Consider the following 21,640-nt stretch of genomic DNA (forward strand, 5'->3'; position numbering starts at 1 on the left):
AAGATCCTGTGTCGGACACAGCCAGCCCCTACTTAGCTATGCCTCTGTTACACGAAGAGGCTCACGACGGCGGCCACGGCGAACCCCGCGACGGACAGCACCGACTCCAGAACGGTCCAGGTCCTGAGGGTGTCGCGCTCGCTGATGCCGAAGTACTTGGCCACCATCCAGAAGCCGCCGTCGTTGACGTGCGAGGCGAAGATGGAGCCCGCCGAGATCGCCATGATGACCAGGGCGACGAAGGCCTGGGAGTGGTCGCCCTCGACGAGCAGCGGGGCGACGATGCCGGCCGTGGTGACGATCGCGACCGTCGCCGAGCCCTGGGCGACCCGCAGGACCAGGGAGATCAGATAGGCCAGGAAGATCACCGGGAGGCCGACGTCGTTGAAGGTGTCCGAGAGGGCCTGGGCGACTCCGCTCGCCTTCAGCACGGCGCCGAAGATGCCGCCGGCGCCGACCACGAGCAGAATGTTGCCGACCGGCTTCAGGGACGAAGTCGACACGGTCTCCAGGGACTTGCGGGACCAGCCGCGCCGGATGCCGAGCAGGTAGTAGGCGAGGACCAGGGCGATCGTGAGGGCCACGAAGGGGCTGCCGAAGAACTCGATGACCGAGCGCAAGGTGGAAGGATCGAGGGCGATCGAGGAGAACGTCGCCGCGAGGATCAGCACCAGGGGCGTACCGATGATGCCGAGGACCGTGCCGAGCGGCACCGGCTTCTCCTGCGGCTCGGCGCCTTCCTCCGCGCTCCCGGCTCCGCCCGGCCGGAGGGTGCCCGCGGCGCGCTGTTCCTCGATGACGGCCAGCTTGGCCTCGGCGGCCGCCTCGACCATGTCCTGCGGTACGGGGACGAAGATCCGCTTGCCGATCCAGGCGGAGTAGACCCAGGCGGCCAGCACGGCGGGGATGCCGCAGACGATGCCCATGAGGATGACCCAGCCGAGCTGGACGTGCAGCAGTCCCGCGGCGGCGACCGGGCCGGGGTGCGGCGGCAGGAAGGCGTGGGTCATCGACAGGCCGGCGAGCAGCGGCAGGCAGTAGAGCAGGATCGACTTGCCGGAGCGCTTGGCGGCGGCGTAGACGAGCGGCGCGAGGACGAAGATGCCGACGTCGAAGAAGACCGGGATGCCGAAGATCAGGCCGGTCAGGCCCATGGCGAGCGGGGCCCTCTTCTCGCCGAAGAGGTTGAGCAGCCGGGTCGCCAGTACCTCGGCGCCGCCGCTGACTTCGAGGATCGCCCCGAGCATCGTGCCGAGGCCGATGATGATCGCGACATGGCCGAGGATGCCGCCCATGCCCGTCTCGATGACCGACACCGCGGTGGACCTCTGGACCGTGCCGAACAGTTCCGTGACCGAGAGTCCGGCGGCGAGGCCGACGGCTATGGAGACGGCGAGCAGGGCGACGAACGGCTGGAGCCTGACCTTGATGATCAGGAAGAGGAGGAGCGCGATTCCGAGGGCGGCGACCGTGAGCAGTCCGGCCGTGCCGTCGAGAAGGAGCAGGAGACCACCGGTGTGGGGTGGTGTCTCCGGGGCCGGGGCTGTCGCTGCGAGCGGATACGACGACATGTCGGGGGGCCTCGTTTTCGTAAGTCCATCGGGCTTTCGGGCAGGGCGAATCGCGGTGCGGCACCCCGGATTCGGCGGGTGCCGCACCGTGACGACGTACGAGGTGCGGGAGGTGATCGGGCGTCAGCCCGGAGAGAGGGCGTCAGCCCGGAGAGCGGACGTCAGCCCGGAAGGAGGGCGTCGGACCCGGGACCGGACGTCAGCCGAGGACGGCGAGTACGTCGATCTCGACGAGGAGTCCGGCCGGCAGGCCGACGTAGACCGTCGTCCGGGCGGCGGGGGGCGCGGTGAGGCCCTGGTCCTCGAAGTACTGGTTGTAGATCTGGTTCATCTCGGCGAAGTGGCCGACGTCCGTGAGGTAGACGCGGATCATCATCGCGTCGTCCCAGCCGGAGCCGCCCTCCTCGAGGATCGCCTTGACGTTGGCGAGGGTCTGCAGCGTCTGCTCGCGCAGGGTCGGCCCGGCGGGCGTCGGGGGCCTGCCCTCCTCGGCGGGCAGGAAGCCGACCTGGCCGGCGACCTGGAGGATGTTCCCCTTCTTCACGCCGTGCGAGAACTTGGCGGGCGGGGTGGTGTGGGTCTTCGGGGTGAGGGCGATCTTGTCGGTCATGCGCTGATCATTCCTTCGTGGGGGCTTTGCCGGAGTAGTCGCGGCTGATGGCGTCCGCCGTACGGCGCACCAGCGGGAGCAGGGTGAGCAGTTCGTCGGCGGTGACGACGACGTTGGGCGCGGAGACCGACATGGCGGCACAGACGCGTCCGTCGGCGCCGCGGATGGGGGCCGCGACGCAGTTGATGGATTCCTCGTGACCACCGAGGTCCGTGGCCCAGCCCTGTTCGCGTACCGTCGCCAGCTCCTTCAAAAAGGCGGGGGCGCTGGGGGTCGAACGGGCCGTGTACATGGGGTAGTCGAGCTTGTCGGCGAGGGCGCGGCGCTCGGCCTCGGGCAGGTCGGCGAGGAGCAGTTTGGCCACCGCCGCGACGGTGATGGCGACGGGCTTCCCGATCCGCGAGTACATGCGCACCGGGTAGCGGCTCTCCACCTTGTCGATGTAGAGGACCTCGTTCTCCTCGTGGACGGCGAGGTGGACGGTGTGTCCGCACTGTTCGTTGAGGCGGACGAGGTGGGGGTGGGCGATCTCGCGGACGTCGAGGTTCTCGACGGCCTCCTGGGCGAGGGCGAAGAGGCGGGCGCCGAGGCGGTAGCGCTGGTCGGACTGGCGGTAGACCAGGCCGTGCTCGTGCAGGGTGCGCAGCAGGCGGAGCGCGGTGGACTTGTGGACGCCGAGGCGGTCGGCGACCTGTCCGAGGTCGGCGGGGCCCTCGGCGAGCAGGGGCAGGATGCTCAGCGCTCGGTCGACGGTCTGGCTCATGGCGTGCGTACCTCCTCGGCGGCCCGTGCGTCGGCTTCGGTCCAGCCGGGGCCGAGTCGAAGTGTCTCCCACGCGCGGTCGTCGAGAGCGGCCAGCCGGTCGGCGTGCCCGCGGGCGGGCGGCTCGGCGAGGTCGCCGGGCACGGTGAGGGCGGCGGCGGCCATCAGGTGGCCGTGGCGGAGCCGGTCGCGGACGGGGAGGCCGCGGAGGGTGGCGGAGAGGAACCCGGCGGCGAAGGCGTCGCCGGCGCCGACGGCCGCGACGACGTCGACGCGCAGCGCACGGACGAAGGTGGCGGTGCCGGCGGCGTCCTCGGTCCCCTCGGGGACGTCCTTGTCGAACACGACGGCTCCGCCCTTGCCGTACTTGACGACCAGGACGTCCGGTTCGGGCAGTGCCTCGCGGATCGCGCGTGCCCCGCGCAGCCCCCAGGCCTCGCGGGCCTCGTCGTCCCCGACGAAGACGATGTCGGCGCCGCGCGCGAGGTCGAGCAGGACGCGCGGCCCTTCGGGGTCGCGCCACAGCCCCGGGCGGTGGTTGACGTCGAAGGAGACGAGGGGGCGGCCGGGCCGTGGGGCGGTCAGTTCGCGCATCAGGGCGAGGCAGTCGTCGGAGAGTGCGGCGGTGATTCCGGACAGGTGCAGCACGCGGCCCGAGCGGGCGGCGGCCAGGTCCACGTTCCGCGCGGTCATGGCGGAGGCGGCGGATCCGGCCCGGTAGTAGGCGACTTCGTGGGCGTCGGTCGCGCGGTCGCCCGCGGTGCGGAAGTAGACGCCGGTCGGGCGGTCGGGGTCCCGGCGTACGGCGGAGGTGTCGACGCCGTACGCGGCGATCGCCTCCACGAGGTGGTCGCCGAACCCGTCGGCGCCGACCCTGCCGACCCAGCGCGCGGAGTGACCGGCACGGGCGAGCACGCACGCCACGTTGGACTCGGCGCCGCCGATGCCCCGCTCGAACGACGGCACGTCGGCGAGGCGCCCGGCCCGGGTGGGCAGGAAGGTGACCATGGACTCGCCGAGCGCCACCACCTCGACGGTGTCGAGGCCGGCGTCGGAGGACGCGGCACCTGCGGGTCCGTTGCTGGTCACGATGGTCGGGGCTCCTCGCTCTGGCGGCCGACGGCGGCGAACGGCACCGTTGACCCTGCGTTGGCTGGGATGTTAGACAGCAGTAAGCGACATACGCAATGAGCGTTGCACAGCATGCAACGCATCCGGGCAGACCAAGGAGGCCCCATGAGCGCCGACACCGCCGCCGCACCGCTGGCCGCACTCGTGGCGGACCGCGTCGACCACCGTTTCAAGGGCCTGCCCCCGGACGCGGACGGCCTGAGCGTCGGGGAGTTGGCCGCCCAGCGCCGCAACCTGTTCACGGACGGCTTCACCACCCCCGTCCTCGCCCTCTCCGCCGAGCGCCTGACCCACAACCTCGAACTCATGGAGACGTACGCCACCCGGCACGGCCTCGCGTTCGCGCCGCACGGCAAGACGTCCATGGCGCCTCAGCTGTTCTGGCGGCAGATCGAGCACGGCGCCTGGGGCATCACCCTCGCGGTCCCCCACCAGGTGCGCGTGGCACGGGAGTTCGGCATCGACCGGATCTTCCTCGCGAACGAACTCGTCGACGCGGCGGCCCTGCGGTGGATCGCCACCGAGCTGGCCGGGGACCCCGGCTTCCGGTTCATCTGTTACGTCGACTCGGTGCGCGGTGTGGAGCTGATGGACGCCGCGCTGCGCGGGAGCGCCCGCCCGGTGGACGTCGTCGTCGAACTCGCCGCCGGCGAGGGCGCCCGTACCGGCGTGCGTACGGAGGCGCAGTGCGCGGCGGTCGCGGACGCGGTGGCGGCGACGGCGACGCTCCGGCTGGTCGGCGTCGCGGGATACGAGGGCGAGGTCCCGGACGCGGATCCCGGGCGGGTGCACGCCTGGCTGCGGCGGCTGACCGCGCTCGCGGCGGAGTTCGACGGCGCCGGACGCTTCAAGGGCCTCGACGAGATCGTCGTCAGCGCGGGCGGCAGCGCCTGGTTCGACGCGGTCGCCGACGTCTTCGCGGAGATCCCGGAACTCTCCCTCCCCGTCCTGAAGTTGCTGCGTTCCGGCGCGTACGTCTCGCACGACGACGGCCACTACCGCAAGCTGACCCCGTTCGCGCGCGTCCCGGAGGAGGGCGCCCTGCACCCGGCGTTCCGCCTCTGGTCGCAGGTCGTCTCCCGGCCCTCCCCCGAGCAGGCCTTCAGCAACGCGGGCAAGCGGGACGCGGCCCACGACCTCGACCTCCCCTTCGCCCAGGTGGTGCGCCGGGACGGCGCCGAGCGTCCCGCGGCCGGCATCGAGGTCAGCGGGCTCTCCGACCAGCACGCCTGGCTGCGCACGGCACCGGAGGCGGATCTGGAGGTCGGCGACTGGCTCGGCATGGGTCTGTCCCATCCGTGCACGTCCTTCGACAAGTGGCAGCTGATCCCGCTGGTCGAGGCGGACGGCACGGTCGTCGACTACATCCGCACGTTCTTCTAGAAGCCGGAGACGCCCCATGGATCACGCCGACCTGGTCATCCAGGACGTGGACGTCGCCGACGGCAGCGGCGCGGCCACCTACCGCGCCGACGTGGCCGTCAAGGGCGGCCGGATCGTCTCGATCGTCAAGGAGGCCGCGGCGGCCGGCTGCCAGCGGCCGCGCGGCACCCGTGAGCTGGACGCCGAGGGCCTCGTCCTCTCCCCCGGCTTCATCGACATGCACGCGCACAGCGACCTCGCGCTGCTGCGGGACCCGGACCACAGCGCGAAGGCCGCCCAGGGCGTGACCCTCGAAGTCATCGGCCAGGACGGCCTGTCGTACGCGCCGGTCGACGACCGTACGCTCGCCGAGGTCCGCCGGACGATCACCGGCTGGAACGGCCACGGCGACGACATCGACTTCACCTGGCGCTCCGTGGGCGAGTACCTGGACCGTCTCGACCACGGCTTCGACGGCGAGGGCATCGCCGTGAACGCCGCCTACCTCGTCCCCCAGGGCACCGTCCGCATGCTCGCCGTCGGCTGGGAGGACCGCGAGGCGACCCCCCAGGAGCTGGACCGGATGCGGCGCTTGGTGGCGGACGGGCTGCGGGAGGGCGCGGTCGGCATGTCCTCCGGGCTGACGTACACCCCCGGGATGTACGCCAAGGACGCCGAACTCACCGCCCTGTGCCGGGTGGTGGCGGAGCACGGCGGCTACTACTGCCCGCATCACCGCTCCTACGGGGCGGGCGCCCTGGAGGCGTACGAGGAGATGGTGACCCTCACGCGAGAGGCGGGCTGCCCGCTCCATCTCGCCCACGCCACCATGAACTTCGGCGTGAACGAGGGGAAGGCGCCCGATCTCCTCGCCCTGCTGGACAAGGCGCTGGCGGAGGGTGCGGACATCACCCTGGACACCTATCCGTACACCCCGGGGTGCACCACCCTCGTGGCGATGCTGCCGAGCTGGGCGGGCGAGGGCGGACCTGAGGCGGTTCTCGCCCGGCTGCGGGACGACGCGACCGCCGAACGCGTCCGGCACCACATGGAGGTCGTGGGCGCCGACGGCTGCCACGGTGTCCCCATCGAGTGGGACACGATCGAGATCTCCGGGGTGTCCGACCCGGACCTCGGGTCCTACGTCGGCCGCACCGTCCGGGAATCCGCCGACCTGCGCGGCGAGGCCCCCTGGACCACCGCCCGCCGTCTGCTGACCGAGGACCGTCTCGGCCCGACGATCCTGCAGCACGTCGGCCACGAGGAGAACGTCCGGGCGATCATGCGGCACCCCGTGCACACCGGCGGCTCCGACGGCATCCTGCGCGGCGACAAACCGCACCCGCGCGCGTACGGCACCTTCCCGCACTATCTCGGCCGGTACGTCCGGGAGTTGGGCGTCCTCTCACTGGAGGAGTGCGTCGCCCATCTCACCGGCCGCCCGGCGGCCCGGCTGCGGCTGCCCGACCGCGGCCTCGTCCGCGAGGGGTACCGGGCCGATCTGGTCCTCTTCGACCCGGCGACGGTCGCGGCGGGGTCGACCTTCGCGGCGCCGCGCACCCTGCCGACCGGCATCCCGCACGTCCTGATCGACGGCCGTTTCGTCGTCGAGGACGGGCGCAGGACGGACGTACTGGCGGGACGGGCGGTCCGCCGCACGGCGTGACCGCCCGCCCTCCCGCGGCACTACGGCTTGGGCAGGACGCACCCGCTCAGGGTCAGGTCGAGCTTGTTGCCGGTCGTGAAGCAGGCCGGTATCTGGTAGGTCTCCTCGGCGTAGTTGATGCCCTGGCGGACGGTGACGTTGCCGCTCGCGTCGACCTCGCACGGGTTGTTCACCGTGCAGCGCTCGCCGTCCTCGTTGCCGGTGTTGTTGACGGCGACGACCTTGCCGGTGGCCTGGTCGACGACCGGCGAGCCCGAGGTGCCGCCGATGGTGTTGCAGGCGGAGGTGTAGCGGACCGAGTCCTTCCAGGTCCAGTCGCCCTCCTTGAGGCGGTACACGAAGCCGTCGATGCTGCAGCTGTAGAGCCGCTTCCAGTAGCCGGAGGCCACGGTGATGGCGGTGCCGGCGGCCGGATGCGTGTTCTGCACGGTCAGCGCGCTGATGCCGTACGAGTTCTTGATGGTCGCGTAGGTGCTGGTGAGCTGGTAGATCGTGATGTCCGTGTCGGTCATCGTGGAGTACGCGACCTTGCTTGCCCGCAGCGTGGCGACCTTGGTGCCGGCCGAGTTGAGCAGGCTGAAGGTCCGGCTGGACGCCTGGCCGACGATCACCTCACCGGGGTCCGGGAAGCCGGTCTCCAGGCAGTGGCCGTTGGAGAGCACGAGCGCCGGGTCGGTGTCCGCCGAGTTGGGGAAGCGGACGACCGAGCCGGAGCAGTTGCTGAGCGCGACGGTCCCGGCCAGGCTGACGGCCTGGAGCGTGGGCGCGGCCGCCTCGGTGTCCGCCGGGACGGCCTTGGCCGACACGTGCGTGGGGGCGGACTCGGGCGCGGACGCGGCGACCGCGGGTGCCGCGCCCGCCCCGGTCATCACCAGGGCGAAGAGAGCGGCGACGAGAGGCTTTCTCATGTGGGGGTCCCCTCTTGCGACTTGGGGCGGCCGAAGGTCATCCGGTCGCCTTCCGTTGACCGGAGGTCTTCCGGCCATCTGTTTGTCATGTGCATTGTGAGGGGGGAGGGAAAGGCGGACAAGGAGCGGTTTCCGGCCTGGGGAGTGGCCACAACACGCCCTAGAGGGCGGCCTGTTCGTACGCCTCCTCGGCATGTCGGAAGAGCAGCGCGCCGCTCGTGGCGACCCGCGCGTCGAGCGCCCCGGCACGGGCCTCGCGGTTCGGGGTGGTGCGACTGGTGAAGAAGAAGACGGCGGTCCGAGATACCGCTCGCTCTCCCGCCGGCCGCGCAGATCGGAGAGTCCCGCCTCCCGGTCCGGTCCGCGCCGCACATCGGAGATGAGCAGGTCGATCCGGGTGACGCCGAGGACGTGCTCGGCACGGTCCCGGTCGGTGGCCACCGGGACGCGGGCCCCCCGTACCTCCAGCAGCTCGGCGAACCGGGTGTCGCGCTCGGGGTGGTCGTCGATCCAGAGCCCCCGCATCCCGGCGTACGGCGGGCGCTGCCGGGTTGCACGGCCGGGCCCGGGCTCCGCCTGCTCGTCCGGACGGGCCCCGCGAGCAGGGGCGCCCCTGCGGCGACTGCGCCACCAGGTCGTCCACCTCGGTCAGCGCCATCAGCTGCGGGAGCAGCACAGACGGGCTTGAGCGCGCACTCCAGACCGAAGCCGTTGATGAGCCTCTTGATCCGGCGCGGGACGCGGGCGGAGCGCGGGGCGATCAGCTCGGCGAGGTGGTCACCGGGCAGGTCCTGGACAGGGGACCGACGGCTACCTGTGCCGCCCTCCGCCTCTCCCGTGCCCGTTCCCCCCGCTGGTGCCACCCGTCGCCGAGGCGGTCGCGGTGGGGGACGCGGAGGCCGGGGGCGCGGTGGACGCGGAGGGCGTGGAAGCGCCCCCGGCGGTCGTGGTCGCGCCGGGGGACGCGCTCGCTGAGGCACCGGCCGAGGCAGCGGCCGGCGTGGCCGACGGCGTGGCTGCCGACGGCTGCGCGGACGTGGCGTCGGCGGATTCCTCGTCCGACTGCGCGGGTCCCGTCGCGAGGCGCACGGGCCCGGACGTCCCCACGGGCGTGCCGCCCGTCCCGTCGGCCGGCTCGGAGTCGAAGGCCCCCACGACGACGACGCCGAGGACGACGACGCACGCCGCGCCTCCGGCCACGGCCAGCCGCCGGGTCAGCCGGGCACGCCGGCGGCGCAGCAGCCGCTCGTGCCGCCCCGCCGGATCACCGGGCACGGCGCTGTCGGCGGGCACCGGGTCGAGGAGGGCGGTGTCGTCGCCGTCCGCGTAGGCCTTCCGCCAGCCGTGCGCCTCGGCCGGATCGGAGTACGACTCATAGGCCGGAGGAGTCTCCCCGTCGCTCTGTGGGAGGTACACCTTCGGCCGGGCTTCGGAATCGCCGGACTGCCAGGACATGATCGCGCATTCTAGGGACCACCAGGGCTTTCGGAGTAGCGCGCGGACAAAGAGGTCCGAACCTCCCCGTCTCACGTGGTGGAAAACACGCCCCGGTGTGCGTTACACGGCCGTAAGCTCACGGACATGCAGGTGATCCAGTCCACGAAGCTCGCCAACGTCTGCTACGAGATCCGGGGTCCGGTTCTTGAGGAGGCGATGCGGCTCGAAGCGGCCGGTCACCGCATCCTCAAGCTCAACACGGGCAACCCGGCGGCCTTCGGGTTCGAGTGTCCGCCCGAGATCCTCGAGGACATCCTCCGCAACGTCTCCTCGGCGCACGGCTACGGCGACGCCAAGGGCCTGCTCGCCGCCCGCCGCGCGGTCGTGATGCACAACCAGACCCTCGGCATCGAGACGGACGTCGAGCACGTCTTCATCGGCAACGGCGTCTCCGAGCTCATCGTGATGGCGATGCAGGGCCTGCTGGACGACGGCGACGAGGTCCTCGTACCGGCCCCGGACTACCCCTTGTGGACCGCGGCGGTCTCCCTGTCCGGCGGCACGGCCGTGCACTACCGCTGCGACGAGCAGTCCGACTGGATGCCGGACCTCGCGGACGTGGAGCGGAAGGTCACCGACCGCACCAAGGCGATCGTCATCATCAACCCGAACAACCCGACCGGCGCGGTGTACGACGAAGCCATGCTCCGGGGGCTCACGGACATCGCCCGGCGGCACAACCTGCTGGTCTGCTCCGACGAGATCTACGACAAGATCCTCTACGACGACGCCACGCACACCGCGACCGCCAAGATCGCCCCGGATCTGCTCACCCTCACCTTCAACGGCATGTCGAAGGCGTACCGCGTGGCGGGCTACCGCGTCGGCTGGATGTCGATCTCGGGGCCGCGCGCGCACGCGGAGTCCTACATCGAGGGACTGACGATCCTCGCGAACATGCGCCTGTGCGCGAACATGCCGGGGCAGCACGGGGTGGTGGCGGCGCTCAGCGGGCGGCAGACGATCAGCGACCTGGTCCTGCCTGGCGGGCGCCTGAAGGAGCAGCGGGACGTCGCGCACGAGCTGCTGACGCAGATCCCCGGCGTGACCTGCGTGAAGCCGAAGGGGGCGCTGTACCTCTTCCCGCGTCTCGACCCGAAGGTCTTCAAGATCAAGGACGACCGGCAGATGGTGCTCGACCTGCTGCGCCGCGAGAAGATCATGGTCGTCCAGGGAACGGGCTTCAACTGGCCCGAGGCGGACCACTTCCGGGTGGTCACCCTGCCGACGGTCGGGGATCTGACGGACGCGGTGACCCGGATCGGCACGTTCCTCGACGGCTACAGCCAGCCGTGACGCCCGCGGGTGGAGCGGGGCGCGCTCACCCTGCGTACGCGTCGCGACCCATTCCGCGAACCGGCTCAACTTTAGACGAAATCCAAGCTAGGATGGCTTCCTGTCAGGCACAGGAGGCCATCCCATGTACGAACCGATCCGCACGAAGTCGGTCCACACGATGGCCGGCGCCCCTTCCTCCGACTTTCCCCACCGGTCGCGCGAGGAGGAGCTGGACATCCAGCTCGCCGGTCACCTCGCGGCACTGCTCGCCGTGACGGACGAGATCCGCGCTCTCGCGCCGTCCGCGGACCTGGACGCCGGCGCCGACCGGCTCACCGAGCAGGTGACACGGCTGCGCGGCGGCACCGCGCCGGTCCGCGCCCCGGCCGCCGCGGCGCCCCACGCGTCCCGCCTCGCGACCCTTCACCGTCGCGCCCACGCCCTCGCGGGCCGCGCCCTCGTCGTGGCGGCCTCCCGCGCCGACACGGCCGCCGCGATCCTCTCCGCCGAGCGCATGGACGCGCACGCCCTGGCCGTCGGACCCCGCGAGCTGGCCACCCACTGAGCCCCGGGCTCCCCGAGCCCGAGGCCCCTCGTACGGCCCCGGTCCGCGCGCTCCCGCAGCGACGTGCGGACCGGGTGCCACAAGCCACCGCGCCGGCCCACCGCGCCGGCCCTCCGCGCCCTTCACCCGCCCGCGTAGCGGCGGTCCTCCCTCCGGTTGCGTACCGGGACCCGGTGGTCACCCCGTGTTCACCCCCCGAGACCGGGAACGTTGGATTCCGAGGTGCACGCTCCAGGCGTGAGACGCATCGCAGGAATCGTCCTGGCGGTCCTGTTGATCGGCGGAGTGGCAGCAGCCGTCGTCGCAGGCCGCACTGGTCAGGACAAGGGCACGGCAACGAAGACCGTGCAAGGAGTGATCGGTTCGGAGAAGGCGGAGTTCTTCGCCGACCCCGACGTGGTGAAGGCCCTCGCCGCCAAGGGCTACACCGTGAAGGCGGAGACCTCCGGGTCCTGGGCCATGGAGGGCCTCGACCTCGAGGGGTACGACTTCGCCTTCCCCTCCAGCCAGGCCCCGGCGGACGAGCTCGCGGACAAGTACCACGTCCGCCAGCCCCTGCCCCGGCCCTTCTACTCGCCCCTCGTCGTGGTGGCCCACCGCAGCGCGGCCCAGGTCCTCGCCGCCAACGGTCTGGCCACCCTCGACAAGAACACCGGCACGCTGAGGATGGCCGCCTATCTGGACGCGGCCCGGCACGAGCGGACCTGGCAGCAGCTCAAGGGCGCGAAGGCGCACGGTGAACTGACCGGCACGCTGTACATCGCGTCCACCGACCCGGAGACCTCCAACTCCGGCGCCCTCTACCTCGCCGCCGCCTCCTACGTCGCCGACGGCGGGCGCGTCGCCGCCGACGACGCCGCCGTCGACCGCACCGCGCCCCTGATGCACCGGCTCATCAGCGTCCAGGGCGCCCAGCAGTCCAGTACCGACGCGGAGTTCCGGGACTTCGTCAGCGGCGCCGGCAATCCGCTCGTCCTCGTCTACGAGTCACAGGTCGCCGCCCTCCTCGCCGAGGGCCAGGACACCGGAGACCTCACGGTCCTCTACCCGGACACCACGGCGAACAGCGACCACACGGTCGTACCGCTCACGCCCGAGGGCCGTGCGCTGGGTGAACTCCTCAGTAAAGACCCGGAGTTGCGCAAGCTTGCCGTCCGGCACGGGTTCCGGCCGCAGGGCGCCACCGGCGAGTTCACCTCGGCCACCGCGGCCCACGCCACGTATCTCAATCAGAAGCTGACCGGCGTCCGGCAGGCGCCCGTGCCCGCCTCCAAGGTGCTGCACGAGATGGCGCGCCGGGCCGGGAACTAGGGGGAAGCGCACATGACCACCGAAGAGACATTCACCCTCACACCGCCCGAGGCCGTCGCGCCCGTGCCCCGTGAGAAGGCCGGCGGACTCGTCCCCGTCGACCCGGGTACGCGGGACGAGATGGCGCGACGCGCCGCGGAGTACGTCGGCGGACTCGCCCACCTGGACGCCCGCTCGCCCGAATTCGCGGGCAAGGTCGGGGAGATCACCGGGCTCGGGTCGAACGAGATGCGCGGCGCCGCCGCCCAGTCCAACCGCATGCTGGAGCGGACGATCCGCAGTCTGCCCTCCAAGGGCGAGGACGCCCAGTCGCACGTCGCGGGCTCGCTCGTCGAACTGCGGCGCGTGGTCGAGGACCTGGACCCGCGGGACCTGTCCGCGAGCAAGGGGCGGAAGTTCCTGTCCAGGCTGCCGGGCGGCAACAAGCTGCGCGACCACGTCGCCAAGTACGCCTCCGCGCAAGGCACGTTGAACAAGATCGTCGGCTCGCTGCGCGGCGGCCAGGACGAACTGCGCCGGGACAACGCGGCACTGCAGACCGAACGCGTCCGGCTCTGGGAGACGATGGGCAAGCTCCAGGAGTACGTCGTCCTGACCCAGGCCCTGGACACCGCGGTCGAGGACCACATCGCGGGCGTCGACGCCGCGGACCCCTCGCAGGCCGACACGCTCCGCTCCGACGTGCTCTTCCCGGTCCGGCAGAAGCACCAGGACCTGCTCACCCAGCTCGCGGTGTGCGCCCAGGGCTATCTGGCGATGGACGTGGTCCGGCGCAACAACGAGGAGCTCATCAAGGGCGTCGACCGCGCGGCCACCACCACGGTCTCCGCGCTGCGCATCTCGGTGATGCTCGCCTCCGCGCTCGACAACCAGCGCAAGGTCGTCGACCAGGTCAACGCCCTGCGCGGCACGACCGAGGACCTCATCCGCGGCAACGCCGAGATGCTCGCCACCCAGAGCGGCGAGATCCAGCGCATCGCCGCCGACCCGGCCGTCGGCGCCGAGACTCTCCGCGACGCCTTCCAGCAGATCTACCGCACCCTGGACGCGATCGACACGTACAAGGTGCAGGCGACCGAGACGATGGCCGCGACCGTGGAATCCCTGACCACCGAACTCCAGCACGCCGGTGCCTACTTGGAGCGCAGCCGCGCGCAGGGCGCCCTGGAAGGCGGGCTCGGATGAGAACGGTCCGACGGGCGGCCTGCGCCGTCCTGGCCCTGCTCGCGGTCACCGCGTGCACGGCCACCCAGGAGGAGCGGAAGCCCGACGACGCCGCCCCCGAGCCCGGCACCCTCCGCGTCCTCGCCTCCAGCGAACTCTCCGACATGAAGCCGGTACTGGACCGGATCGAGCGGGACACCGGCATCACCGTCAAGCCCGCCTACATGGGCACGCTCGCCGCCGTGGACCTGATCGCGCGGGGCACGGCGGACGACCGGTTCGACGCCCTGTGGCTCTCCTCCAACGCCTATCTGCACCTGCGCCCCGACGCCGCGAAGAAGGTCGTCTCGGAGACGCCGGTCATGTCGAGCCCGGTGGCCATCGGCGTCAAGCCGACGACGATGAGCAGCCTCGGCTGGAAGCCGGACGACGTCACCTGGTCGCAGGTGGAGAAGGCCGTGACGGACGGGAAGCTGACGTACGGCATGACCGATCCGGCGCGCTCCAACTCCGGTTTCTCCACCCTGATCTCGGTGGCCTCCGGACTGTCCGGCGCCCAGTCGGCGCTCACGGACGCCGACGTGGCCAAGGCGACCCCGCACCTGCGGGAGTTCTTCAAGGGGCAGAAGCTCACGTCGGGTTCGTCGGGCTGGCTGGCCGGCGCCTACGAGCGCCGCGGCACCGTGGACGCCCTGCTCAACTACGAGTCCGTCCTCAAGGGCGTGAAGGGCCTGACGGTCATCCGCCCGCGTGACGGAGTGGTGACCGCCGACTATCCGCTCTCCTCCCTGGCAGCGTCCTCCAAGGACACCCGCGAGACCGTCCGGCGCCTCGCCGAGGCACTGCGCGCGCCGGCCACCCAGAAGCGGATCACCGAGCGGACACACCGCCGCCCGGTCGTCGCCTCGGTCGCCCCGGCGGCCGGCCTCGGCACCGGACGACGGCGTGAACTCCCCTTCCCGGGAAGCCGGTCCGTCGCCGACCGGCTCCTCGACTCCTACGAGAACAAGCTGCGCCGGCCGTCCAGGACGGTCTACGTCCTCGACACCTCGGGCTCGATGGACGGCGACCGCCTCGACCGGCTGAAGAAGGCGCTCGGCGATCTGACCGGCGACTTCCACGACCGCGAGGAAGTGACCTTCATGCCGTTCGGCTCGGAGGTCAAGAGCGTCCGCACGCATGTCGTCCGCCCGGAGAACCCGAAGGCCGGGCTCGACGCGATCCGCGAGGACACCCGCGCGCTGAGCGCCGACGGCGACACCGCGATCTACACCTCGCTGGAGAAGGCGTACGAGCATCTGGGCGCCGACGACGACACGTTCACCTCGATCGTGCTGATGACGGACGGCGAGAACACCAGGGGCGCGGGCCCGTCCGACTTCGACGCCTTCTACGGCCGGCTGCCGGGCGGACAGCGCCAGATCCCCGTCTTCCCCATCCTGTTCGGCGACTCCGACCGCGACGAACTCCAGCACATCGCCGACCTGACCGGCGGCCGTCTCTTCGATGCCCGGAAAGGCTCGCTCGACGGCGCCTTCGAGGAGATCCGTGGCTACCAGTAGGCTCGTCGGCTTCCTCGAGTCCCGCAAGAACCTGACCGGCAGCGCCTGCGGGATCGCCGGACTCGCGCTGACCTTCGCCGGGGTCGCGGGCCCGTACTGGCCGGTCGTCGTCGCGGGTCTCTACGGCGCGGGCGCGCTGATCGCCCCGCCGGAGCGCCCGGCCCTTCCCGACTTCCCGGACCCCTCGGCCCAACTCGAGGAACTGCGCGCCGACTTCGGCACGCTGCGGACCTACCTGGACGGGGTCGAGCTGCCCCCGGCGGCCGCGGGCCGGCTCACCGAGCTGACCGAGGTCCTCGCCGCCCTGCTCGATCCCGGCTGGGTCGCCGAGGTCCTCGCCCAGGACCCGGAAGGCGTGCGCGCCCTGTCGCGCGCCGTACGGCAGGACATCCCCGAGGCGGTCGACACCTTCGTCCGCACCCGGTGGTGGACCCGCCTGACCCCCGGCACCGAACCCCCGGAACGCCACCTGGAACGTCAGCTCGGCCTCTTGCACGAGGAGTCCGAGCGGCTCGCGGCGGCCCTGCGGGAGACGGAGGCACGCCGCCAGGAGTCGCACACCCGGTACCTGGAGGACCGCGGCCGCTCGCAGTGACCGCGGCCTTCCACGGTGCCGGGCCGCCGGCGGTGACCGCGGCACCGCTCGCCACGACCGCGGATCACGCGCTCGCCGCGATCACCACCAGGATCACGACCACCAGGACGAGCAGCGCCACCTTCAGCGCCGCGGGCCAGGGCTCACCCGGCGTCGGTGGCTGCGGCGGCGCCCCCTGCGCCGGCACCGCGGCGGGCCCGTTGAACACGTCGTGCCCGGTGAGCGCCGCCCGGGTGCACCAGGGGCACGCGGTCAGATGAGAGCCGAACGCGTGCAGCGGGCGGCCCGGGCAGACCCGTACGAGCGCGCGCTCCTTGTCCAGGGCGCGCAGCCACGCCTCGGCGGGGGGCCGGGTGGCGGGGTCGTGCACGCCGGGGCCGAAGGCGGAGCGGGCCAGGGCGAGGAGTTCGGGCGGGAGTACGGAGGGGTCGATGGTGCCGCGCGGGATGACCACCCGCTCGGGGCGCACGACGAACGAACAGCTGGCGGCGATGTTGTCCTTGACCGTCGACTCGGAGGCGCTGTCGTGCGGGACGCCGCCGAAGGGGTGGTTGCCCGCGGTCAGCAGCTGGTAGACGAGGACCGCGAGGGCGAAGTCGTCGGTGGCGCGGGTGGCGGGGCCGCCGGCCTGCCGCTCGGGGGACGAGTAGTCGGTGGTGTGCATCAGGCAGGGGAAGAGTTCCCCGGTCACCGGGTCGTCGAAGGCGATGGAGTCGCAGTCGAGGAAGGTGACGAAGCCGTTGGCGTCGACGACGACGTTGCTGCTGGAGAAGTCGCCGATGACGAGGTTGTCGTAGTGCATGCGGGCGGTCATGAAGGCAAGGTTCCAGGCGACGCCGAGCAGAAAGCGCCAGTCCGCCCGGTCGGCGAAGAGCTTGAGGCGCTGGGCCCGGGTGAACAGGCCGATCAGCTGGACGTGCTGGGGCTCGCCGAAGCGGCGCATGGCGTAGCCGAGGAACTCGCCCTGGGCGCCGCGGGCGAGGGCGGTCGGCCAGGCCAGTTCGGGCGGCTGGGAGGCGTCGGTGGGGCGGGCCGCGAGCGGGGACATGGTCAGCATCCGCGTCAGCCGGCGCTCCTGCTCGGGGCCCGGGGGTTCGCGGTACAGCTTGACGACGATGCCGTCGTCGCCGACGACGGGGAAGACGGCCGCCTGGCCGCCGCCCTTGAGGGGCAGCTCGGCGAGGGTGACCTGCTTGCCGTCCAGGAACACGGTGAGGCCGCTCATGGGCGCGCCTTGAGCACGGCCCGCAGCAGGGTCTTGTCGTCGGCGTTGAGGGCGGTGAGCCGGTCCGACCGGAGCAGGGTCGCGAGGCCCTCGTGGGCGGTCTCGCTCACCGGACCGGGGACGTCGAGGGAGCGGAAGACGGCCTCCGCGAACGACGCGTTCGGGGACAGCGCGCCGCCTCCGGAACGGTTCAGCGCGGCCTGCGCCAGTCCGTCGGTGGACAGCAGCACCCCGTCGATCCCCTCGTCGGACACACAGTCGGTGTGCACCCAGCGGGCCGCGTCCGGCGACGTCAGGAAGACCGTCTCGTTGCTGTACTCGCTGACCGCCGCCGGCTGCGGCAGCAGATGGAACTGCCGCTCACCGTCCTCCGTACCGGCCCGCAGGACGACGAAGCCGTCGCCCACGGTCAGATGGCCGAGCCAGCCCCGCGCGAGCACGACCACGGTGAGCGTGGTCGCGAAGTCCGCCGCGTCGGCACCCGTCCGGTCCAGGAACACCTTGCAGACGTCGTGGAAGGCGTCCTCCAGCAGCTCGTGCACGGCCTCGCCGGGACGGCGGTCCGCCGCGGTGGCGGCCCGGCGCGCGAAGTGCTCGGCGGCCAGCTCGACCGCGAGGCGCGAGCCCTCCTCGGAGCGCGGTCTGCTGCCCGCGCCGTCCGCGACCGCGAGGACCGCCACGGACGCGGTCACCGCGTACGCGCAGGCGTCCTGGCAGGGCAGCCCCTGGCGGCGGTGCCGGTAGCCCTCGACACTCATGCCGTGGATCCGCCACGGCGTCTCCCGCTCGTCGACTCCGGTCATCAGTCAGGAATCCCATCCGGTCATCGGTCACGATTCCCAGGCCGGGCGCTGCGTCTTGAACTGGCTGAAGATCTTCTCGAAGACCTCGTCGCCCGCGCCCTTCTGTTCGGCGTTGGCACTCGCGGACATCATCTGGAGCAGCTCGCGGAACGGGAATCCCTGGAGCCGGGCGTTGAACTTCGGCGCGAACGCCTGGAGCACCTGCTCGCCCCTGTCCGTGATCCCGCCGACGCCGATCGCGTACAGCCGGAAGCGGCGGGCCCGCTGCTCGTCCGCGAGCACCGGGATCAACCGGTGCCAGGTGTCGGTGAGATGGCCGGTGGCGTCGGTCGGCAGTCCGTCGGTGACCAGGCAGATCTGCGGCCGGTAGTACTGGAGTCCGGAGGCGCGCAGCTCGGCCTTGCGGGCGGCGACGATGTGCATGGACAGTTCGAGGGCCTCGGTCATCAGGGTGACGCCGGCGGCGGCGAGCCGCGGCGGCTGGAACATGTGCGCGGGCACGAAGGGGCTCACCGGGGCACGCGGGGCGAGGAGCTGGGGCCCGCGCCAGGCCGCGACGCCGTTGCCGCCGAAGGTGACCACGGCGACCTCGACGCTGTAGCTGAGGCTGACGTCGTCGTGCAGTTCCCGGGTCCACTCGGCGAGCGCGTTGTTGAGCGTCTGGATGGGCTGACCCGCCATGGAGCTCGAGATGTCGAGACAGAGCACGAGCGGCAGCCGCTGGGCGTTGTTCTCGAACTCGATGTCGGCGTACTCCGCCGGCAGGGTGGGCGGGTATTCGCTGTGCATGGGGATCTCTCCTGGTCTCAGGGCCGGCCGGCTTTGGCGTGCCGTCCGGTGGTCGGCGGAAACGCGTAGAGGACGTCGGAGTCCCGTTCCCGTGCGTCGGTGACGTCGACGAGTCCGCCGGGTGCGGGCGGCGGGCGTCCCGGCTCGGCCCACACCGCCCGGTACAGCACGTGGTCGACCTCGACATAGCCCTGCGGGTGCAGTTCGGTGCGGACGACGGCGGCCCTGACGGGTCCCGGTACGTTGCCGACCCGCCGTCCGTGGCGGGGCGTCGGCGTGACCCTGAGACGGGTGGTGGCCTCGTCGGGCGCCCGGGTGCGCGGCGCCGCGACGGTCGGTACGGCGCCGACGCCCGGCGCGGCGAGCGCGCGCCGGGACAGGGTGCCGACGGCGTGGGAGGAACGGCGGATCAGGAAGAGGAGCAGTCCGAGGAGGAGGACGAGTACGGCGCAGAGGACGGCGAGCACCTGGGTGGCGGTGTCCCAGCCGGAATCGGCGACCGGGTCGGAGCCGGGTTCCGACCCGGGGTTGACGACTTTCCCCGGCTCTGTGTTCCGGCCGTTCCTGCCGTCCTTGCTTGTCTCGCCGTCCTGGCCGGTCTTGCCGGACGGGGAGGTCCCGGTGGGATTCGGCGGGACGGGCGGCGGGTCCTGGGCGGAGACGGTGTACGTGTGCCGGGAGAGGTCGACGGCCAGGCTCGCGGCGATGAGGTCGCGGCCCTTCAGGGAGCGGCTCTCGCGGAGCGGGGCGCAGAGTTCCTTGCCGTCCTTGGATCGGCACACCCCGACGGTGTCCAGCTCGTCCAGGGTTTTCGGTGCCAGCGGGTCGATGACGGCGTCCTCCGCGACGAGCCTCGCCTTCGGCTCCGCCAGCATGAGGAGTGCCGTTCCGCCCTCTCCGGTGCGGCCGCCTCGGGGCACCTCGACCACGAGTCCCTGGCGCCGCGCCAGCAGTGCCTTCTCGAACCGCTCGCGGTCCTCGGCAGCACCGTCGAAGGGCACCTCCTGGTCGAGGGTGACGTGAACCGTCCCCTCGCCGATCGACCGGGACCAGCACTGGAGCCGCTGGTCGAAGTGCACGCCGCACGGCTCGGCGGCCGCCGCCGAGCCCGCCGGAGCGAGTGCGGCCAGCAGTCCGGAAAGCACGGTGAAGAAAAGCCGACGCCGCATCGAAAACCCCCCGTGGCCCAAAGAAACACCCCCGTGGCCCTGAAAGGCACTCGCCCATAGTGGCGGAAACCGGCGGGCGTCCGGAAGGGTTTGAGTCACGCAACAGGCATATCTTCTACAACTCGAACACCTGATGGCAGCGGGTGAACATCTGTTTCGCCCGTTCCACCCAATCGCTGGCCAAAGCATCGAAATCCGTTTGCGTCATGCGACAGGTGAGGGGAAGGTCGCACACCCCTGCGAGACAAGGGCGCGGACCCCGTACGTCCCACACGGACAACATGGGGTTCAGTTGTTCGGTATTCCATGCGTTCGACGCGGCCGCGGCGACGGCGAGTTGGTCCCGGCGCAGAAAATGCCCGTCGGTCGCGAAGGCGACAAGCAGTCTCTTGGTCGTCATGAATCGCACGGTGACCATCCGGCCCGTTTCCTCCAGGTCGAATTGCATGGAGACGGAAACGGTGTCGGTCGCGGTGTGGTAATTCCGTCTGGCCACCCAGTTCTGCACCAGCTGCCGCCAGTGCGTGCCGATTTCCAGGATCTCGTGGCCGCGGCCGGAAAGGGACTCAGGCGTCGCCACGGCCCACCGCCTCGGCGACCATCGCATCGGTCAGGCCGGCGTCGAGCAGCGCCTGGGCGTGCGACAGCAGACAAGAGGGTACGGACACGCTGCTGCTCTCCTTGCGGCGCTTCATCAGGTCCTGGGTGCGCGCCTTGATGCTGTGGGCCACCGTGGGCGGCGGCCAGAGGGCCTGCCGGGGCTCCTGCTCCAGCAACCCGTCCAGGAGATCGTCCAGTTGGGGCCGGTCCTCGGCCCGCTTGGCCAGGCAGCGCGCGACCAGCTCCCGCATCGGCCCGGATATGCCGTCGAGTTCGGGTTCGGCGAGGACGACCCGGTAGCGAACGGCCTCTCCGCTGCCGTGCGGAGGGCGCCCGGTGAGGGCGTACACGAGGACCCCGCCGAGGGAGAAGACGTCGCTGGGCGGGCCCACCGCGGCTCCCTTGATCTGCTCGGGCGACATGAAGGGCGGAGTTCCGACGACGACGCCGACCTGGGTGAGACCGGGGGCGCCGTCGACACGGGAGATCCCGAAGTCGATGACGCGCGGCCCGTCGGAGGCGAGGAGCACGTTCGCCGGTTTGAGATCACGGTGCACCACGCGTGCGGCGTGGATGGCCTGGAGCGCCTCGACGAGGCCGGCGCCGAGCCGCCGTACCTGCGGCTCGGGCAGGGGCCCGTCGGTGTGGACCGCCTCGGCGAGCGAGGGGCCGGGCACGTACAGGGTGGCCAGCCAGGGCAGTTCGGCCTCGGTGTCGGCGTCGACGACGGCCGCGGTGTACGCGCCGCTGACCACGCGTGCCGCCGCGACCTCGCGCGCGAAGCGCTCCCGGAACTCGCCCTCCGCCGCGAGTTCGGGCCGCACCACCTTCACCGCCACCTCGCGCCCGGAGGGCGAGCGGCCGAGATACACCCATCCCATGCCGCCGGAACCGAGCCGCCCCACGATGCGGTACGGACCGATCTTCATGGGGTCACTGACAGGCGTGCGCACCCCGCCCACCTCATTTCGGGGCTCACTGCAGGATGTCAGGAGTGTCCCGCGAAATCCCCGCTTTTTCAGCCGTTCCGGCACGGGCAGGGGCGGAGGGGACGAAAAAAGCCGGGGTCCCG

Annotated in this window: 20 protein-coding genes; 8 read left to right on the plus strand and 12 right to left on the minus strand. The window is 71.7% G+C overall.

Features of this window, described 5'->3' with window-relative positions:
- Nucleotides 1-47: 47 nt before the first annotated feature.
- From OOK38_RS08215 to OOK38_RS08230, 4 genes are all read right to left on the minus strand, one after another.
- The gene (locus OOK38_RS08215) at nucleotides 48-1,571 is read right to left on the minus strand and encodes a GntP family permease (RefSeq protein ID WP_266762236.1); all 1,524 of its coding nucleotides are present in this window, start codon (nucleotides 1,569-1,571) and stop codon (nucleotides 48-50) included.
- A 199-nt stretch (nucleotides 1,572-1,770) separates the two neighbouring features.
- Nucleotides 1,771-2,181: a RidA family protein gene (locus tag OOK38_RS08220; protein WP_266762234.1), complete on the minus strand. Its 411-nt coding sequence runs from the start codon at nucleotides 2,179-2,181 to the stop codon at nucleotides 1,771-1,773.
- Between the two features lie 7 nt (nucleotides 2,182-2,188).
- On the minus strand, nucleotides 2,189-2,944 hold the full coding sequence (locus OOK38_RS08225) for an IclR family transcriptional regulator (protein WP_266762232.1): 756 nt from the start codon (nucleotides 2,942-2,944) through the stop codon (nucleotides 2,189-2,191).
- Complete coding sequence (locus tag OOK38_RS08230) at nucleotides 2,941-4,032, minus strand: sugar kinase (RefSeq protein ID WP_266762230.1); 1,092 nt, start codon at nucleotides 4,030-4,032, stop codon at nucleotides 2,941-2,943. The genes OOK38_RS08225 and OOK38_RS08230 overlap by 4 nt, the downstream gene beginning before the upstream one ends.
- Before the next feature lie 147 nt (nucleotides 4,033-4,179).
- Here OOK38_RS08230 and OOK38_RS08235 point away from each other — a divergent pair, with 147 nt between their 5' ends.
- Together OOK38_RS08235 and OOK38_RS08240 are read left to right on the plus strand one after the other, a co-directional pair.
- A complete protein-coding gene (locus tag OOK38_RS08235) occupies nucleotides 4,180-5,457 on the plus strand; it encodes an amino acid deaminase (protein ID WP_266762228.1) in 1,278 nt (425 codons plus the stop codon).
- Between the two features lie 16 nt (nucleotides 5,458-5,473).
- Nucleotides 5,474-7,102, plus strand: a complete 1,629-nt coding sequence (locus OOK38_RS08240) for an amidohydrolase family protein (RefSeq protein WP_266762227.1) — start codon at nucleotides 5,474-5,476, stop codon at nucleotides 7,100-7,102.
- Nucleotides 7,103-7,122: 20 nt separating this feature from the next.
- Here OOK38_RS08240 and OOK38_RS08245 read toward each other — a convergent pair whose 3' ends face one another.
- Together OOK38_RS08245 and OOK38_RS08250 are read right to left on the minus strand one after the other, a co-directional pair.
- Nucleotides 7,123-8,010, minus strand: coding sequence for a serine protease (locus tag OOK38_RS08245; RefSeq protein ID WP_266762224.1), 888 nt, complete (start codon nucleotides 8,008-8,010; stop codon nucleotides 7,123-7,125).
- A gap of 810 nt (nucleotides 8,011-8,820) precedes the next feature.
- Nucleotides 8,821-9,465: a hypothetical protein gene (locus tag OOK38_RS08250; RefSeq protein ID WP_266762222.1), complete on the minus strand. Its 645-nt coding sequence runs from the start codon at nucleotides 9,463-9,465 to the stop codon at nucleotides 8,821-8,823.
- A gap of 126 nt (nucleotides 9,466-9,591) precedes the next feature.
- Between OOK38_RS08250 and OOK38_RS08255 the strand changes: the two genes are divergently transcribed.
- From OOK38_RS08255 to OOK38_RS08280, 6 genes are all read left to right on the plus strand, one after another.
- Nucleotides 9,592-10,803, plus strand: coding sequence for a pyridoxal phosphate-dependent aminotransferase (locus OOK38_RS08255; protein WP_266762220.1), 1,212 nt, complete (start codon nucleotides 9,592-9,594; stop codon nucleotides 10,801-10,803).
- Between the two features lie 124 nt (nucleotides 10,804-10,927).
- Complete coding sequence (locus OOK38_RS08260) at nucleotides 10,928-11,350, plus strand: hypothetical protein (RefSeq protein WP_266762218.1); 423 nt, start codon at nucleotides 10,928-10,930, stop codon at nucleotides 11,348-11,350.
- A gap of 237 nt (nucleotides 11,351-11,587) precedes the next feature.
- Nucleotides 11,588-12,661, plus strand: a complete 1,074-nt coding sequence (locus OOK38_RS08265; RefSeq protein WP_266762216.1) for a substrate-binding domain-containing protein — start codon at nucleotides 11,588-11,590, stop codon at nucleotides 12,659-12,661.
- A 12-nt stretch (nucleotides 12,662-12,673) separates the two neighbouring features.
- The gene (locus OOK38_RS08270) at nucleotides 12,674-13,846 is read left to right on the plus strand and encodes a toxic anion resistance protein (protein ID WP_266762214.1); all 1,173 of its coding nucleotides are present in this window, start codon (nucleotides 12,674-12,676) and stop codon (nucleotides 13,844-13,846) included.
- Nucleotides 13,843-15,387: a VWA domain-containing protein gene (locus OOK38_RS08275; protein ID WP_266762212.1), complete on the plus strand. Its 1,545-nt coding sequence runs from the start codon at nucleotides 13,843-13,845 to the stop codon at nucleotides 15,385-15,387. Before OOK38_RS08270 ends, OOK38_RS08275 begins: the two co-directional genes overlap by 4 nt.
- Entirely contained in the window at nucleotides 15,374-15,982 is a 609-nt protein-coding gene (locus OOK38_RS08280) for a hypothetical protein (RefSeq protein WP_266762210.1), read from the plus strand. Before OOK38_RS08275 ends, OOK38_RS08280 begins: the two co-directional genes overlap by 14 nt.
- Before the next feature lie 64 nt (nucleotides 15,983-16,046).
- On the opposite strand, the gene OOK38_RS08285 is transcribed toward OOK38_RS08280, so the two are convergent.
- The 6 genes from OOK38_RS08285 to OOK38_RS08310 form a co-directional block, all read right to left on the minus strand.
- Nucleotides 16,047-17,207, minus strand: coding sequence for a hypothetical protein (locus OOK38_RS08285; protein ID WP_266762209.1), 1,161 nt, complete (start codon nucleotides 17,205-17,207; stop codon nucleotides 16,047-16,049).
- A complete protein-coding gene (locus tag OOK38_RS08290) occupies nucleotides 17,204-18,010 on the minus strand; it encodes a PP2C family serine/threonine-protein phosphatase (protein WP_266762208.1) in 807 nt (268 codons plus the stop codon). Before OOK38_RS08290 ends, OOK38_RS08285 begins: the two co-directional genes overlap by 4 nt.
- Nucleotides 18,011-18,037: 27 nt before the next feature.
- Nucleotides 18,038-18,799 (minus strand): hypothetical protein, encoded by a 762-nt coding sequence (locus OOK38_RS08295; protein ID WP_266762206.1) that lies wholly within the window; start codon nucleotides 18,797-18,799, stop codon nucleotides 18,038-18,040.
- Between the two features lie 17 nt (nucleotides 18,800-18,816).
- Nucleotides 18,817-19,968 (minus strand): hypothetical protein, encoded by a 1,152-nt coding sequence (locus OOK38_RS08300; protein ID WP_266762205.1) that lies wholly within the window; start codon nucleotides 19,966-19,968, stop codon nucleotides 18,817-18,819.
- Between the two features lie 115 nt (nucleotides 19,969-20,083).
- Nucleotides 20,084-20,548, minus strand: coding sequence for a hypothetical protein (locus tag OOK38_RS08305; RefSeq protein ID WP_266762203.1), 465 nt, complete (start codon nucleotides 20,546-20,548; stop codon nucleotides 20,084-20,086).
- Entirely contained in the window at nucleotides 20,535-21,521 is a 987-nt protein-coding gene (locus OOK38_RS08310; protein ID WP_323178792.1) for a serine/threonine-protein kinase, read from the minus strand. Before OOK38_RS08310 ends, OOK38_RS08305 begins: the two co-directional genes overlap by 14 nt.
- Between the last annotated feature and the right edge of the window lie 119 nt (nucleotides 21,522-21,640).

Origin of the sequence: Streptomyces sp. NBC_00568, assembly GCF_026341855.1 — a bacterium.
Taxonomy (GTDB): Bacteria; Actinomycetota; Actinomycetes; order Streptomycetales; family Streptomycetaceae; genus Streptomyces.